Origin of the sequence: Desulfosarcina widdelii (genome assembly GCF_009688965.1) — a bacterium.
Lineage (GTDB): Bacteria > Desulfobacterota > Desulfobacteria > Desulfobacterales > Desulfosarcinaceae > Desulfosarcina > Desulfosarcina widdelii.
Window position 1 is genome coordinate 846,457 of the sequence record NZ_AP021875.1, and the last position, 14,786, is coordinate 861,242.

The window sequence follows — 14,786 nt, forward strand, 5'->3', positions numbered from 1 at the left end:
TCATTTCGGACAAAACCACACGGCAAGACAACCGTGTGGTTTTTTATTGCATCAGGTGCGGCAGGAAGAGGGCGATCTGGGGAAAGGGGATCATTATGAGTACGCCGATCACCAGCGCAACCAGCAAAGGAATGACACCCTTGAAAATGACTTCCAGGGGAACCGTACGGGCAACGCCGCTGACCACGTAGACATTCACCCCCACCGGCGGTGTGATGACCCCGATCTGGGTGACCAGGACGATGATGACGCCGAACCAGATGGGATCGTAGCCCATGGAGACGACGACCGGGTAAAAGATCGGCACCGTCAGCATGATAAATGCCAGGGCATCGATGAAACAACCGCCGATCAGATAGACACCGATGATCAGGGCCATGACAAGATACGACGGCAGGTTGGAGCCGGTGACCCAACCGGCCACATCGAAGGGGATCCGGGTAATGGCCAGAAAATGGCCGAAAATGGTGGCTCCGGCCACGATGACCAGTACCATGCAGGAGATGCGGGTCGTTTCGAAAAGGGCCCGTACGAACCCTTTCCAATCAATATTTCGCCGGGCGACGGCGATGATCAGGGTGCCCATAGCGCCGATGGCGCCGGCTTCCGTGGGGGTGAAGATGCCGAAGAAGAGACCGCCCATCACCAGGACGACCAGTATCAGGGTTTCGATCAGACCGGAAAGCGAAGCCAGTTTTTCCTTTGCGGTGGCTCTGGGACCGCGGGGGGCGATGTCGGGCTTCAGCGTCGCCCAGATCACAACTGCCAGAATGAACAGGCCGGTCAGCAAAATACCCGGTACGATGCCGGCCATGAACAGTTTGCCGATGGACTGTTCGGTCATGATTCCATAGACAATAAAAATGACGCTCGGCGGAATGAGGATGCCGATGCTCCCGCCGGCGGCCACCACGCCTGTGGCCAGGCTGTCCCGATAGCCGTATTTCTTCATCTCGGGCAGCGTAACGGCGGCCATTGTGGCGGCCGTGGCGTTGGTGGAACCGCAGATGGCCGAAAATCCGGTACAGGCGCCTAAGGTGGCCACGGCCATGCCGCCCGGCCAGTGGCCGATAAAGGTATAGGCGACCTTGAACAGACGGCTGCTGATGCCGGAGTGAAAGGCGATCTGACCCATGAGAATAAACAGGGGAATAACGGTCAGGCTGTAAGATCCGAAGACGTCGAACAGATCCTTGGCCATGAGATTGAGCGCGGCGTCTACCGTCACCAGGTAGGCAAAACCGACAACCCCCAAAAGGGCCATCAGAAAACCGACCGGCATTTTGGAAAAAATCAGAACGAACAATAAAACGAGGCCGACAAGGCCGGCCAAAGTGGGACTCATTGGGGCTTCCTTTGGTTCATTGCGGTAGAATGCGCGGGCTGTTCGGCATCATCCGGACGATTCGAGGGCTTTGAGCGACCATGACAGACAACTGATATAAAGGACCACGCTGAGCATGGCCGATCCCAAGGCGATGCCGAACACGAAGGGGAAAAGGGGCATTTGCAGGGTCATGGAGACCTCGCCGCTGGCTTTCAGGTCCAGGGCATAGATCACGCACTGACGGCAGATGACGGTGAACAGCAGCGCACAGATACCGGCATTCACCGCTTCGACGGCGTTCCGGAACCGATGCGGCAGCCGCTGAACCAGAAAATCGACGGCAATATGCCCCTGATCCACTGTTGTGCGGGCCAGGGAAAAGGAGACGAAGACCGCGCCCAGCATGCACACGATTTCGTAGGTTCCCGGAATGGGATTTCGCAACAGTCTCAACAGTACGTCCAGGCAGGTCAGGACCATCATCCCGACCACGGCGACGGCGGCAACGCTGTTGAAGGCAGACGCAATCTGGCCCACCCAACCTTCGATCCGTTTCAATGCGATCCCTTTCGGTTATTTTTGCGCGTCGATGGCGCCTATGAGCATGTCGACATATTTTTTGCCGTCCAGCTTGTTGGCCGCTGCGGAATCGATGTATGCGTCGATGATGGGACGCACCCTGGCCTTCCATTTCAGGCCTTCTTCCTTGTCCAGGGCCAGGATTTCATTGCCCAGGCTGGTGGTATATTCGCGGCCTTCCTGGTCCCCACGGTCCCAGCTCTGGCCGTGGACATCGATCCACTTGCGGCTGGTATCCGTGAAAATCTGCTGGATCTCCGGAGACAGGGCGTCCCATTTTTTCTTGTTCATGACCACGAACATGGCGGTAGTATACCCGACCGTGTTGCAGTCGGTGGTGGACTTGACCACTTCGGCCTGGCGCCAGCCCTTGAGAACCTCAATGGGGCCGAACGTGCCTTCAACTACTCCTTTTTGCAGGGATTCATAGGTGTCTCCCTGGGGCATGGCCACCGGAATCGCCCCTAAGGCCTCGACCACCTTTGCGCTGAGACCGGTGCTGCGGATTTTCATGTTTTCAAGGTCGGCCAGCGTTTTTACCGGCTTTTTGGTGTGGAGCAGGCCGGGACCGTGGGCATGGAGGTAAAGGACTTTGACGTCGTTGAGTTCAGCCGGGGTAAATGTTTCGTAGAAGGTATTGGCAACCCGTGTGGCGGCCAGACCGCTGGGATAGCCCAGGGGCAGATCCAGGGCCTCCATGGCTGGAAAACGGCCCCGGGTATAGGCGAAACAGGACATGCCGATATCGGAAATTCCTTTGACCACCCCGTCGTAGCACTGATTGGCCTTGGTGAGTGTTCCCCCGGGAAAGACGGTGATTTTCACCTTGCCATCGGTCGCCCGTTCGATCTCCTTGGCCCAATCCATACCGGCAAGGCACTGCCCGTGGGTTGGCGGAAAGAAGATGCTGTAGGTCAGGTGAGTCGACTTGGCGAAGGCACAGGGAACCATGGACGCGGCTGCAATCGTAACAACGCTGAGGACCAGGACGAACAGGCGAGTGGCTTTCATCGGTGCTCCTTTGGAATTGTGTATGGAAAAATAGGATAAATTATTTTAAAAAATCGATTGCAACTTGATATAAACGATCCACGCTGTCAACCGTTTTTGGAGTTCTCATGGCCAAATCCAAATACCCGATAACACCGGCTGTCCGCTTTTTACGGTCCAAGGGGATCGATTTTAAACCGCACACCTATGCCTATTCGGATCGCGGCGGCGCCAACCAGGCGGCACAGGCGTTAAAGGTTCCCGCCAACCGGGTGGTGAAAACCCTTGTTATGGAAACGGACAACCGGGTTCTTTTTTTGATGCTCATGCATGGTGACCGGGAGGTTTCCACCCGGCAGCTGGCCCGGGTTATCGGACGGAAAAAAGTGATTCCTGCCGCGCCGGCAACGGCAGAACGCTGTACCGGATGCCGGGTGGGCGGGATCAGTCCCTTTGCGACCCGCGACCGTTTGCCGGTTTACCTGGAGGAATCGATTTTGGTGTTGGAATCGGTTTTCATCAACGGAGGCAAGCGGGGTTTTCTCGTGGAAATCGACCCGGCTGTATTGACCGGACCGCTGGATGGCGTTGCTGTGAAGGCGGCCGCATCCTGAAGGAAGATACGTTGGACGTTTACTCGAATCGGTTTTCAAAAACAGATGTGGAACGGGCATTTTGGTTGGATTTGGGCCTAACCTCTTGTCAGAGAGACGTTTTTTGCTTTATAGTCTGGCAGTTGATCAAACGACCGTCTGCCGAAAAAAGAGCCGCACCGAGGTTCATGGAATGTGCCTGAAAGAAGGTTGAGCCCCTTTCCGATACAGAAAAGGAGAATCATGTCAAGCAGTGATCTGGATGCCCTGGGGACCGTTTGTCGGCGAATCAGTTTAAATATTCCGGACCATTGCCCCTGGCGCTGGGACAAGGAATTCAACCTCGCCCTGACGGTGATCGACAGGCAGGACGAGATCATGATCGAACTGCCCATGACGTTGGAATTCAGCCATAAATGGGATTTTGCCACCATCAACGAGGCCGACACGCCCATTCGTAATTTCTTCCAGTCCGGCATCGGCGTGGTGCCCGGTCAGAAATTGTTTACCATGGACCCTGTACGGGGGATCGTTTTATTTGCGGCCTGGTGGCCCTGGGGGGACGACGAGCGCATTTCCCTGCGCCTTGGCCTGGTTTCCGTAACCGACCAAGAGCTTGAAAGCGAGAAAGCCAAACGCCTGGTCTGCGGATGGTTGGATATCAAGTAGTTCCGCAAAGAAGCGTTGATTACGGGTTTGCTTTTACCGCATAACCGGTTGGCGAGGCCTGCAGGCCATGCTTTTTGATTTTGTTCCGCAAAGCAGTATGGGAAATCCCCAGCCCTGACGCTGCCTGACGGATGCTTTTGCTTGAATTCAGGGCATCGATGACAATACGCCGCTCCAGCGCATCCAACTGGCGGGACAAAGGGGCGTTGCCGTGCGCCTTTACTGCAGGACGCCTTTCATCAGGCGCGTGGCCGGACAGTTCGAAGCTGAAGAGGATCGACTCGGCCCCGATATCCGCCGCGTCGCACAAGATTGCGGCCCTTTCGATCACGTTTTTCAGTTCGCGGACGTTTCCCGGCCAGTCGTGCCGGGCGAGTTTGTCCTGAGCCTTGCGTGTCAGACGCTGTAGCCGAGTTCCGAGCCTGCAATTGATCTGAAACAGGAAGTGATCGGCCAGTACGGGGATGTCCTCCCTCCGGGCCTGCAATGGCGGCAGATGAACCGGCAATACATTGATGCGATAATACAGATCCTGCCTGAATGCTCCATCGGCCACCAGTTGCTCCAGGTGACGATTGGTCGCGGTGACGATGCGGGCATCGATTTCGATCTCCGAGCGGCCCCCGATCCGACGGATGCGCTTTTCCTGGATGGCACGCAGGATTTTGGCCTGCGGACCCGGGGGCAGATCGGCAATCTCGTCCAGAAAAAGGGTTCCCCCCTTCGCCTGCTCGAAAAGGCCGGTATGGCCGCTTTTGCTGGCACCGGTGAACGATCCGCTCTCGTAACCGAAAAGTTCGCTTTCCAGCAGCGCGTCGGGTATAGCGGCACAATTGACCGCGACAAAAGGTCCGGAACGACCGCTTTCGAAGTGAATGGCCCGTGCAAACAGCTCCTTGCCGGTGCCGCTTTGGCCGCGAATCGATACGATGGCGGCGGTGGGGGCGATTTTGCGGGCGAAAGCAATGGCTTCGTTGACCGTCGGTGAATCGCCGACAATGGTTTCGAATGAGATGCGCTCGGCCTGCGCGGCCTTTTCGACCAGGGCTTCGATTTCCCGCATGTCTTTCATGATTTTTACGGCTCCGGTGATTCGTCCGGAGGCATCCACAATGGGGCGCGCGCTGATAAAAAACTGAAAGCGCCCCTTGTCTGTAGCGACACTGTGTCGAAGGCGCGAAACCGTTTTGCCCTCGAGGCAGGAAAGGAGCGTATCGTCCATTACCGGAGTCTGGTCGATCCGCTTTCCGATCGGATTGCATTCCAGACAATTGTAAATGGTGCGTGCCAAGCGGTTGATGGTGGTTATGTTTCCCCCGGCGTCAATGGAAACGATGCCGTCACTGACATTGTCCAGCACCGTACGAAACGTATTCTGGCGGTTTTCGTGGGGCATGGTTTCGATCAGGCGGATCGATTGCAGACCATCGAGGCTGGAAAGGGTTTCCAGCACATCTCTGGCCGATATCTCCCGGCGAGACGGATCCACTTCCAGGTAGACATCGGCCAGTTCCTGTTTGCGCTGGACCTCCATGGAGACAATATTGACGGAAAGCCGGGCGACGTGCCTGGAGATATCGGCAACGATACCGATGCGGTCCACAAACTGCAGGTTCAATTTCGATGTCCGGTTCATATGCGATAGCTCCGTAAGATCGGCCAAGGGTTATTCGCGAGACTATAAAAAGGAGACCGGAGCTTGGCAAGTGACAAATGGATGGGACTGCTTATGGTAATAGTCGACGATCCGGCTCCAACAATAATTTCCCCTGGGTTCGATGGTGACAAATGACCAAGCGCTTTTCCATCTGGCTGTTGACGGGCCTTTGTTTGACCGGCAGTTTCTTTACAATGCTGCCCGAGGCAAATGCGGCTGAGCCGACCTCGGACTATCTGCTCAGCGCCCTGCAGATCGATTCGCCCCTGTCGCTGTGCAACGAACCGGTGCCGCTGGCCGATCCTCAAAACAAGGAGCGGTTCGAAAAGGAGATGCTGGTCTCGTTGGGCAACCGTTACCAGGTCATTCTCTGGTTAAAGCGCACGACCCGCTTTTTCCCGACCATCGAGCGGGTGCTGTCCGAAAATGGGCTGCCGGGGGATATCAAGTATTTAGCCATAGCCGAAAGCGCCCTGCGGATTCATGCCGGATCGCCCAAAGGCGCCATGGGGGTCTGGCAGCTGATGCCGCAGACCGCCCGAAAATATGGCCTGACGGTCAATGGCCATGTTGACGAGCGCCGCAGTTTTCAATTGAGCACACTGGCGGCGGCGTCCCATCTCAAGGATCTTTACAGCCGATTCGGCTCCTGGAGCCTCGCCCTGGCGGCCTACAACATGGGCGAGGAGGGGTTGGAAGCGGAAATCCTCGAACAGGCCGTCAGTGATTATTACAGCCTCTATCTGCCGTTGGAAACCCAGCGGTTCGTCTTTCGCATTCTGGCGATCAAGTGCATCGTCGAAAATCCGCAACACTACGGTTTTTTTATCGGGCCGGATGAATTCTACCCGCCCCGCGCCTTTACTACCGTGCAGTTCGACGCCCTTACGGAGCTTCCCTTACGGCTGGTCGCCGAGGCTTCGGGAACCGTTTTCAAGACCGTCAAGGATTTGAATCCGCACATCCGGGGGTATTATCTGACGGCCGGATCCCACCGGTTGAACATTCCGCCGGAAGGCGAAGCGGGATTCGAGAAACGGTTGCGTGAACTGGCAACATCGGATGCCCGAAACCGCGACCGGCGTCTTTACCGGGTCCGGGAGGGCGACAGCCTTTCGGGGATTGCCGAAAAATTCGACGTTCCTTTAGCGGCCCTGCTCATCTGGAACCGCATCCCCATCAATGCGGTGATCCATCCCGGCCAGCGCCTGGTCGTGCTGCCGATCGATCACGGCAATGATTCTGAAACGGAAACCGCCAGCGGTGAATGAGCGGGGTAAGACGTTACACCTGAATCGGGAAATGGATACAGCGATGTTTGATATTCCTTCATCCACCGCATCCTTTATGCGTTTTGTCCAGGATCGGTTCGATCGGCAGCCGCCGGAAGCCTTCGCATTCAATGAAAACGGCGATCTCGGAAAGATTTCGGCGGTCCTGTTCCTGTTGGGTCCGGGTATCGGCGGCAAGCCGGTATTGATTCTCAACAAACGCTCCCGGCACGTTCGCCAGCCTGGCGATCTCTGCTGCCCCGGAGGCGGGGTGCAGCCGAAGCTCGATTCTTTTCTGGCCCGGTGGCTGCGCCTGCCTGCTCCCCCTTTGTCCCGGTGGCCGAAAGGGTTCTGGTGGCGGCGATATCGTGAGAAAGACTGGACCAAACTGGCATTGCTGCTGGCCACCGCCTTGCGCGAAGGGTTCGAAGAGATGCGGCTCAATCCGCTGGGCGTTCGGTTTCTGGGACCCATGGCAGCCCAACGGCTGGTAATGTTCCGGCGGACCATATACCCATTGGTCGGGTGGGTACCGCGCCAACGCCTGTTTTTCCCGAACTGGGAAGTGGAAAAAATTGTTCGCATTCCGTTGGCCAGCCTGCTCGAGGCCGACAACTATGCCTGCTGCCGAATTTCATTTCGGGACATCACTTCCTGCGGGCCGGACATCCCCTATCGGGACATGCCCTGTTTCGTCCATCGCGACAACGGCCAGAGAGAGTTGTTGTGGGGCGCCACCTATCGGCTCACCGAACGGTTTTTGGGCACCGTCTTTGACTATCGGCCGCCGGCAGTGGACACGTTGCCGGTCGTTCCCATTCGTCTGGATAACCGGTATCTGGGAAATCCGACCGTCCGGTGACGGCTTTTTACGCCTCCCGGTCCTTTGTTACCAGTTGCCCGATCACGGACGACAGTTGTCGGATTCGATACGGTTTTTGCAAAAATCCGTCTCCGGGAAGGTCCTGGCCGTTTTCGGCGAGTCCGTCGAGGCCGTATCCACTGGTAAGAACCACCTTGATGGACGGTTTGATTTTTTTCAGCTCCGTGAACACCTGCCTGCCGTTTAAATCCGGCATGATCATGTCCAGAATCACCACGTCGATCCGGTTCATTTCCTTTTTGAACCGTTCAATCGCTTCCTGCCCGCTGCCGGCAGGAATGATTTCATATCCCAGATCTTCGAGGACCGCACAAAGGGATTTGAGAAGATAGGGTTCGTCGTCCACAACCAGTAGGGTTCCGGTACAGGCTAAGGTCGATTCTTCTGCCGGAGCGGGTTTTTTCTCCTGAACCTGGGATGCCGCCGGAAGAAAGATGGTAAAGGTCGAGCCTTTGCCCACGGTGCTTTTAACATCGATAATGCCTCCATGGTTTTTGACGATGCCGAAGACCGAGGCCAATCCCAGTCCGGTTCCCCGGCCCATTTTTTTGGTTGTGAAAAAGGGCTCGAAAATTCGTTTCATGACATCCGGAGAGATTCCCCTTCCCCGATCCTGGACGGTGACGGCCACATAGGCTCCCGGCGGGGCACTGAAGGCCCGGGTGTAGGCTTCGTCCAGAATCACGTTCGCCGTGGAAAGGATCAGCGTGTTGTCGCCTGTCATGGCCTGCCAGGCATTGACGTAAAGGTTGACCAGGATCTGGTCGATCTGGCCCTGGTCGGCCTCTACCGGCCAGATGTTTTCCTGGTAGCCGGCCTGGATCTGGATCTCTTTTCGGGTCCGGCCGAACATTTCGGCGGTGCGCTGAACCGTTTCGTTCAGATCGACGGTGGTGACCCGATATTTCCCTCCGCGCGCATACCCCAGCAATTGGCGGGTGAGGGTGGCGCCGCTCTCCACGCATTGCTCGATGGAACGAAGGTATTCGGAAAACGGTTCGATATCGCCGAGTTTGGCGTTTAACAGTGAAGTATTTCCGATGATTCCCATCATCAAGTTGTTGAAATCGTGTGCGATCCCTCCAGCCAAGGTTCCGACGGCCTCCATTCGCTGGGCATGATTGAGCTGACCTTGAAGCATATCTTTTTCTTTCCGGGCCAGGATGGTCGACGTTACGTCGCGTGCCAGGCCCCGAAAGCCGGTTACCGTTCCCGAATCGTCGCGGATCAGGGTTGCGCTCACATCGAGAAATTTGCTTTCCCCTTCCTTGGTGGTCACCGGCAGGGTGATGACGTGTGCGGGAACACCGGAACGGACCATGTTTCCGAACGCCCGAATGAGGTCACGGGTGGGTTGGTGGCTCGAGAAATGCCTGAAGTGCATACCGGTCAGTTCAAGGCTGCCATAGCCCATGATCCGGGAGGCGGCATCGTTGACGAAAATGAGCGTGCCGGAGCGGTCGGTTTCAAAATAGGCTTCTTCGATGGTGTCCAAAATGGTCCGGTATCGCTCTTCGCTGGTCCGCAACCGGGCTTCGGTTTCCCGTCGGCGCTCGATTTGCCTCAGCAATCCGTCGTTGGCTTCCTGCAACTCGGTTGTCCGATCCCGGACCAGATTTTCCAGATGGTGTTTATAGTTCAGCAGTTCCTTTTCCGCCATCATGCGATCGTTGATGTCGCGCAAGGAACCGATCATGCGATAGGGCTTGCCCGATGCGGTGCGCAGCACCGTCGAATTCAAGGAACAGTGTTTCAGGCTGCCGTCCTTGTCTTCGAACACCACTTCATGGTCGTTGATGGTTCCCTTTTCGATGAGCAGTTCCACGATATCGTCGCGATCGCCGGAATCGGAATAGACTTTCAACAGTTTCTTTCCGATCAGATCCTGCCGACGGTAATTGGATATTTTTTCGATGGAGGGGCTGATTTCGATCAATGTGCCGTTGAGCGAGGTCTCATAGTAAACGTCCTGGATATTGTTGAATATATCCAAATATTTTTTGTGGCTGTGCTCCACGGCGATTTTCATTTCGGCAAAGGCGTCGGCGGTATCCTGAATCTCCTTGTAGACCGATTGAATTTTAGGGCCCGGTGCGAGCAGTCCCATTTTCATTTCGCGGGCGGTTTTGCCCAGTTGGGCGATGGGACGAATGACCCCCCGGGCCAGGAGAAAGCCAATGAATGCGGCGAACAGGGAGATGATCAGCGTGACCAGAATATTGAAGCGTTGATTGGATTTGATGGCGCCCAGGTAGTCGTTTTCAGGCAGGTAGACTCCCGTGATCCATGGCCAGCGGGAGGCGGTAAAGGGCACGAACATGGCAAGATAGCTCTGCCCCTGGTGCTTGAAACGGGCGAATCGAGGGCTGTCAAGGACCAGCAGCCCCGATTCGTCTTCTTGTATCCTGGCGGCCTGAAAGGCTTTGCGACTGAGAGCATCGTCGATTTCCCGGATGGTGGCCAGGCGGGTGGCACCCTTCGGCGATGTTTTGTCGATGATCAGTTTGGACAGATCTCCAAAGGCGACGACATCGCCGTTTCGGTTGATCATGAAGGCTTTTCCGTTCTTGCCGATTTTCAAGTTGCCAATGAAAACCGAAAGCTGATCGATTTCGATGTCTACTCCGACCACGCCCATGAGTTTTCCGGTAGGATCGAAAAATGGCCCCGCTATGGTGATCCCAGGCTTCCGGGAGGTATAGAAAATGTAAGGGTCCGTCCATACGATGCGGTTTTCGGCGATGGCTTTCTGATACCAGGGGCGCTGACGCGGATCGTAGGAATCCGCATCGTCGGTTTCTTCCAGTATCGGTGAAAAGCGGGAATCACGGTAGACCATCCGAACCGACCGGCCCTGGGCGGTGTTCAAAATCAGTTTGGTGCGGAATCCGTCTTTTACTTTGGCTTCGTAATGGCGTACGTCGTAAAAGTCACCGTTGGGCATGCCGACGTAAATACCGGCGAAATGGGGGTTGACGGAGAGCTGCTCGCTCAGATAGCGTTCCAGAACGCCGATCCGGTCGGATTGATTGCTGACGACATTGGAAGAAAGCAGTCGTTTGGTCAACGCGGCCGCTCCATGGGCGTGCAGCAGGTGGCGCTGGGACTGTTCCAGGGCCAGATCGGCAATATTCATCATAATATCTCTGGCGTGCCCGTGGAGCACCTCCTGGGAGGTCAGATAAGAAGAAGTGGTCGTGATCAGATGGGTTCCCCAGATCAGGCCCAGAAAACCGAAAATCAATGCCCAGCGGATGGAAGTTTTAAATTTCATATGGGTATGGGTCCACCTATTTGTGTCAGGGTGTACAATGCCGCATTGATGTATACGGGCCACACGCCGGTTTCAAGAAAAAAACGGGGAAAAAAGACTCCTGCGCGCTTGCGGCTTGATGAATTTGGGCATTAGCGCTATAACCCACCATCAAACCGGATCGAACGGATCTTATCGGGTTTCTTCAAAAACCGGAAGTTAGGAACAAGACGACCAACTTTTTGTTGTGGAGGCGTAATGAAAAAAGCGTTGACGGTCCTTTTTGTGATGCTCATGGCGGGGCTCACCGGCTGTTCGGTGCAGCCATACGGAAGTCAGGACGGCGGCATTGCGGCTGTGTTCGAGGGCGCTCCGCGCCTGTTCGATCCATCGGTGGTTTACATGGGAAATGTCGTCGGGCAGAACCTTTCCAGCGAGTGGCAAAACGGTGTTACCCGGGTCGCTTTTATTCTGGACAGCCCGTTTGACGAACTGGTGAAAACCAATCTGGTTGTCGTGGCCAAAAACGGCCGACTGCACTTGGACACGCTTGGCGGATACGGCGAACCGCTGCCTCCAGGTGCCATTCTCCTTGGATTCGTTAAACCTTCAGCATATCGATGGTTTAAGTTCAAAAACCTCATCAATAACGCCACCATGTCCGCCCACCACCGGGCCCAGCGATTGCAGGCTCAATTCGGGTTGGGTGGTTAGTCCCATCCAAGATGTCGGCGTCCGCCATGTCCCCAAAGGGCCGGGTCCTGCTGGTTTCCGCGCCCTGGCCGTTGTTTAACCGGCCCTCTTTGCCCTTGGGCGCGCTAAAAGGCTACCTGAAAAAAACGCTGCCGTCGCTGACCGTCGATTCCAGCCACTTTTTCCTGGAGGCCGCCCACGCACTGGGATTTGAGCGTTATCATCAGGTGTCCCAAAGTGTCTGGCGGGCCGAAGCGGTTTTTTCCGCCCTGCTTTATCCCCAAAGGGCGCAGCAGGCCGAATCGCTTTACGCGGCCACCCTCAAGAAGAGCGACCCGGCGCCGTCCGACTTTTCCGAACTGGTTAACCAGGTCGAAACCGCCAGTAAAAATTGGCTGAACCGCATCGACGGGGAGGGGTTGGATCTGGTGGGCTTTTCCGTCTCGTTTTGCCAGGTGACCGCATCGTTGTACCTGATATCCAGGATCAAGACCGCATTTCCTGCGCTTCCCGTGGTGGTGGGCGGTTCGTCTTTTTCCGGTGAGCCTTCCCCGGATCTGCTGCGCGCCTTTCCCTGGATCGATTATCTGGTAGCAGGGGAGGGGGAGCAGGTGTTGGAAGCGTTGGTGCGGCATCTGCTGAAACCGGCACGGGAAACGGATCCACCCGAACTGCCCGATGGAATCTTTTCTTTGAATCGTCCCGGTGGATCAAAGCCCCGCTTTTCGCAGATGCGCCGATTGAACGACCTGCCCGTCCCGGATTACGATGACTATTTTCGACTGCTGAACAGGTTCGATCCCGCACGTCGATTTTTCCCGACCCTGCCCATAGAAGCCTCGCGGGGATGCTGGTGGCAAGGACGCGACAGCGGCGGCCGCTTCAAGGGATGCGCCTTTTGCAACCTGAACCTGCAGTGGAACGGGTACCGCACCAAGCCGGTTCGCCAGGTCGTTCAGGAAGTCGATCATTTGGTACGCAGGCACGAGGTGGTTTCACTGGCTTTTGCGGACAACACCCTGCCGGAAAAGCAGGCGGCCTCGATTTTCGATGGGATCCGGGCACTGAATTTCGATCTTTCCATTTTTGCCGAAATCCGGGCCACGACGAAGCCGTCCACCCTGAAAAAGATGAAACGGGCAGGCGTGGATACGGTCCAGGTGGGGATCGAAGCGCTGTCCAGCCGGTTGCTGAAGAAAATGAACAAGGGCGTTCGCGCCATCGACAACCTTTGCCTGATGAAACACTGCGAAGCCGCCGGCATCGTCAATGCCGGAAACCTGATGCTCCATTTCCCTTCCAGCGATGTCGACGATGTTGCTCAAACCCTTGAATGCCTGAAATTCGCCCGTTGCTACCATCCCTTGAAGACGGTGAGTTTCTGGCTGGGGCTGGACAGCCCCGTGTACCGTTTTCCCGAACGATTTCAAATCCGATCGATTTTCAATCATCCCAATTTGAAAAAACTTTTCCCCGTGAGCGTGGCCAACGGATTGCGCTTCATGATCCAGGGCTATCGCGGCGACCGCAAGCGTCAGTACAAGCTGTGGCGGGGCGTCCGGCAGGAAGTGCGCCAATGGTACAAGGCCTACGAGGTCGTACAGCGTCAGACCAATGGTGGACCGGCCCTTTCCTATCGCGATGGCGGCCGATTTATCGTTATCGATCAGCATTTTCCAAAAGCGCCGGTCAACCGGCATCGGCTTACCGGCACTTCGGCCGATATCTACCGCTTTTGCCACACCCCCCGTTCGCTGGAGCAGATTGCCCAGCGGTTTAAGGCCTTCAACACGCAGCAGATCCGCTCTTTTCTCCAATCCATGGTGACGAAACGGCTCGCCTTTGTGGAAAACGACTGGTATTTGAGCCTGGCCGCATCGAAAGCGTGGCGCTCCGGGAGATGAAAATATTGATCATGGCACCGCTGCGCGGCATTACCGACGCTGTGTTCAGAAACGCTTTTAAAAAACATTTCAACGGCGTCGATGAAGCGGTGGCTCCTTTCGTCACCTCGCTCAAGGGGCGCCGCATTAAGGCTTCCCATCTTCGAGACCTGGCACCGGAATGCAACCGAAGCCTTTCGGTCGTGCCCCAGATTTTGAGCAACGACGCCGACGAATTCATCCGACTGGCCAACACCCTCACGGATATGGGCTACCGCGAAATCAATTGGAACCTGGGCTGTCCCTATCCCATGGTTGCCAAGAAAATGCGCGGCTCCGGTTTGCTTCCGCATGCCGATGTCATCGACCGGCTGCTGGACAAGATACTGAATGAATTCAAAGGCCGGCTGTCCATCAAAACCCGCCTGGGCCGCTTTTGCGCTGACGAAATGGATCGTCTGGTTCCGGTGTTCAACCGCTATCCGCTCGTCCGCCTGGTCGTTCACCCGCGCACCGGGGTGCAGATGTACACCGGTGCGGTGGATTTGGATGCCTTTGCCGTATGCCTGGCGCAGATTGCCCATCCAGTCGTGTATAACGGGGACATCTGGGACCGAAATGCCTTCTTCGGGCTGGCCGCCCGGTTTCCCGAGGTGCACCAATGGATGCTGGGGCGGGGACTGGTCGCCGATCCATTTCTGGCGGAGACGATCCAGGCCGACAGCCATCCCATAGATCGCCGCAAAGAACGCTTTGCCGCTTTTCACGACGATCTGCTGGCCGGCTACCTCGACCTTTTTTCCGGGCCCGGTCATGCGCTCGACCGCATGAAAGGGCTCTGGGGATATTTTGCCGGCGGTTTAGAAGACGGCGCCCGACTGTTGAAACGAATCCGCAAGGCCCGCAGCCTGGATCGCTACCGGCAGCTTGTGGATCAGGCCTTTTTGCAGCCGTGACCTTTCGGGCCCGCAGGCGCCCTTTTATGCAG

The 14,786-nt window shown here is 56.3% G+C and carries 12 protein-coding genes; 7 read left to right on the forward strand and 5 right to left on the reverse strand.

Annotated elements, in window-relative coordinates; translation table 11 throughout:
• Positions 1-43: 43 nt before the first annotated feature.
• The 3 genes from GN111_RS03960 to GN111_RS03970 are packed head-to-tail and all read right to left on the reverse strand — an operon-like array spanning position 44 to position 2,917.
• On the reverse strand, positions 44-1,345 hold the full coding sequence (locus GN111_RS03960) for a TRAP transporter large permease (RefSeq protein ID WP_155302503.1): 1,302 nt from the start codon (positions 1,343-1,345) through the stop codon (positions 44-46).
• Positions 1,346-1,393: 48 nt separating this feature from the next.
• Positions 1,394-1,885 (reverse strand): TRAP transporter small permease, encoded by a 492-nt coding sequence (locus tag GN111_RS03965; RefSeq protein WP_155302504.1) that lies wholly within the window; start codon positions 1,883-1,885, stop codon positions 1,394-1,396.
• Positions 1,886-1,900: 15 nt separating this feature from the next.
• The gene (locus tag GN111_RS03970) at positions 1,901-2,917 is read right to left on the reverse strand and encodes a TRAP transporter substrate-binding protein (protein WP_155302505.1); all 1,017 of its coding nucleotides are present in this window, start codon (positions 2,915-2,917) and stop codon (positions 1,901-1,903) included.
• A gap of 107 nt (positions 2,918-3,024) precedes the next feature.
• On the opposite strand from GN111_RS03970, the gene GN111_RS03975 reads away from it, so the two are divergent.
• The gene (locus tag GN111_RS03975) at positions 3,025-3,510 is read left to right on the forward strand and encodes an aminoacyl-tRNA deacylase (protein WP_155302506.1); all 486 of its coding nucleotides are present in this window, start codon (positions 3,025-3,027) and stop codon (positions 3,508-3,510) included.
• A 222-nt stretch (positions 3,511-3,732) separates the two neighbouring features.
• Positions 3,733-4,158 (forward strand): hypothetical protein, encoded by a 426-nt coding sequence (locus GN111_RS03980; RefSeq protein WP_155302507.1) that lies wholly within the window; start codon positions 3,733-3,735, stop codon positions 4,156-4,158.
• 19 nt (positions 4,159-4,177) lie between these two features.
• Here GN111_RS03980 and GN111_RS03985 read toward each other — a convergent pair whose 3' ends face one another.
• On the reverse strand, positions 4,178-5,794 hold the full coding sequence (locus GN111_RS03985; RefSeq protein WP_155302508.1) for a sigma 54-interacting transcriptional regulator: 1,617 nt from the start codon (positions 5,792-5,794) through the stop codon (positions 4,178-4,180).
• Positions 5,795-5,946: 152 nt separating this feature from the next.
• Here GN111_RS03985 and GN111_RS03990 point away from each other — a divergent pair, with 152 nt between their 5' ends.
• Both GN111_RS03990 and GN111_RS03995 read left to right on the forward strand, forming a co-directional pair.
• Positions 5,947-7,086, forward strand: a complete 1,140-nt coding sequence (locus GN111_RS03990) for a lytic transglycosylase domain-containing protein (protein ID WP_155302509.1) — start codon at positions 5,947-5,949, stop codon at positions 7,084-7,086.
• 43 nt (positions 7,087-7,129) lie between these two features.
• The gene (locus GN111_RS03995) at positions 7,130-7,948 is read left to right on the forward strand and encodes an NUDIX hydrolase (RefSeq protein ID WP_155302510.1); all 819 of its coding nucleotides are present in this window, start codon (positions 7,130-7,132) and stop codon (positions 7,946-7,948) included.
• A gap of 7 nt (positions 7,949-7,955) precedes the next feature.
• On the opposite strand, the gene GN111_RS04000 is transcribed toward GN111_RS03995, so the two are convergent.
• Positions 7,956-11,243, reverse strand: a complete 3,288-nt coding sequence (locus GN111_RS04000) for a PAS domain S-box protein (protein ID WP_155302511.1) — start codon at positions 11,241-11,243, stop codon at positions 7,956-7,958.
• Positions 11,244-11,480: 237 nt separating this feature from the next.
• Between GN111_RS04000 and GN111_RS04005 the strand changes: the two genes are divergently transcribed.
• From GN111_RS04005 to GN111_RS04015, 3 genes are read left to right on the forward strand one after another with little or no spacing between them, the layout of a single operon-like run.
• A complete protein-coding gene (locus tag GN111_RS04005; RefSeq protein ID WP_155302512.1) occupies positions 11,481-11,936 on the forward strand; it encodes a hypothetical protein in 456 nt (151 codons plus the stop codon).
• A gap of 26 nt (positions 11,937-11,962) precedes the next feature.
• The gene (locus GN111_RS04010; protein ID WP_170302117.1) at positions 11,963-13,819 is read left to right on the forward strand and encodes a RiPP maturation radical SAM C-methyltransferase; all 1,857 of its coding nucleotides are present in this window, start codon (positions 11,963-11,965) and stop codon (positions 13,817-13,819) included.
• Positions 13,816-14,754, forward strand: a complete 939-nt coding sequence (locus tag GN111_RS04015; protein ID WP_155302514.1) for a tRNA dihydrouridine synthase — start codon at positions 13,816-13,818, stop codon at positions 14,752-14,754. Before GN111_RS04010 ends, GN111_RS04015 begins: the two co-directional genes overlap by 4 nt.
• Positions 14,755-14,786: the final 32 nt, after the last annotated feature.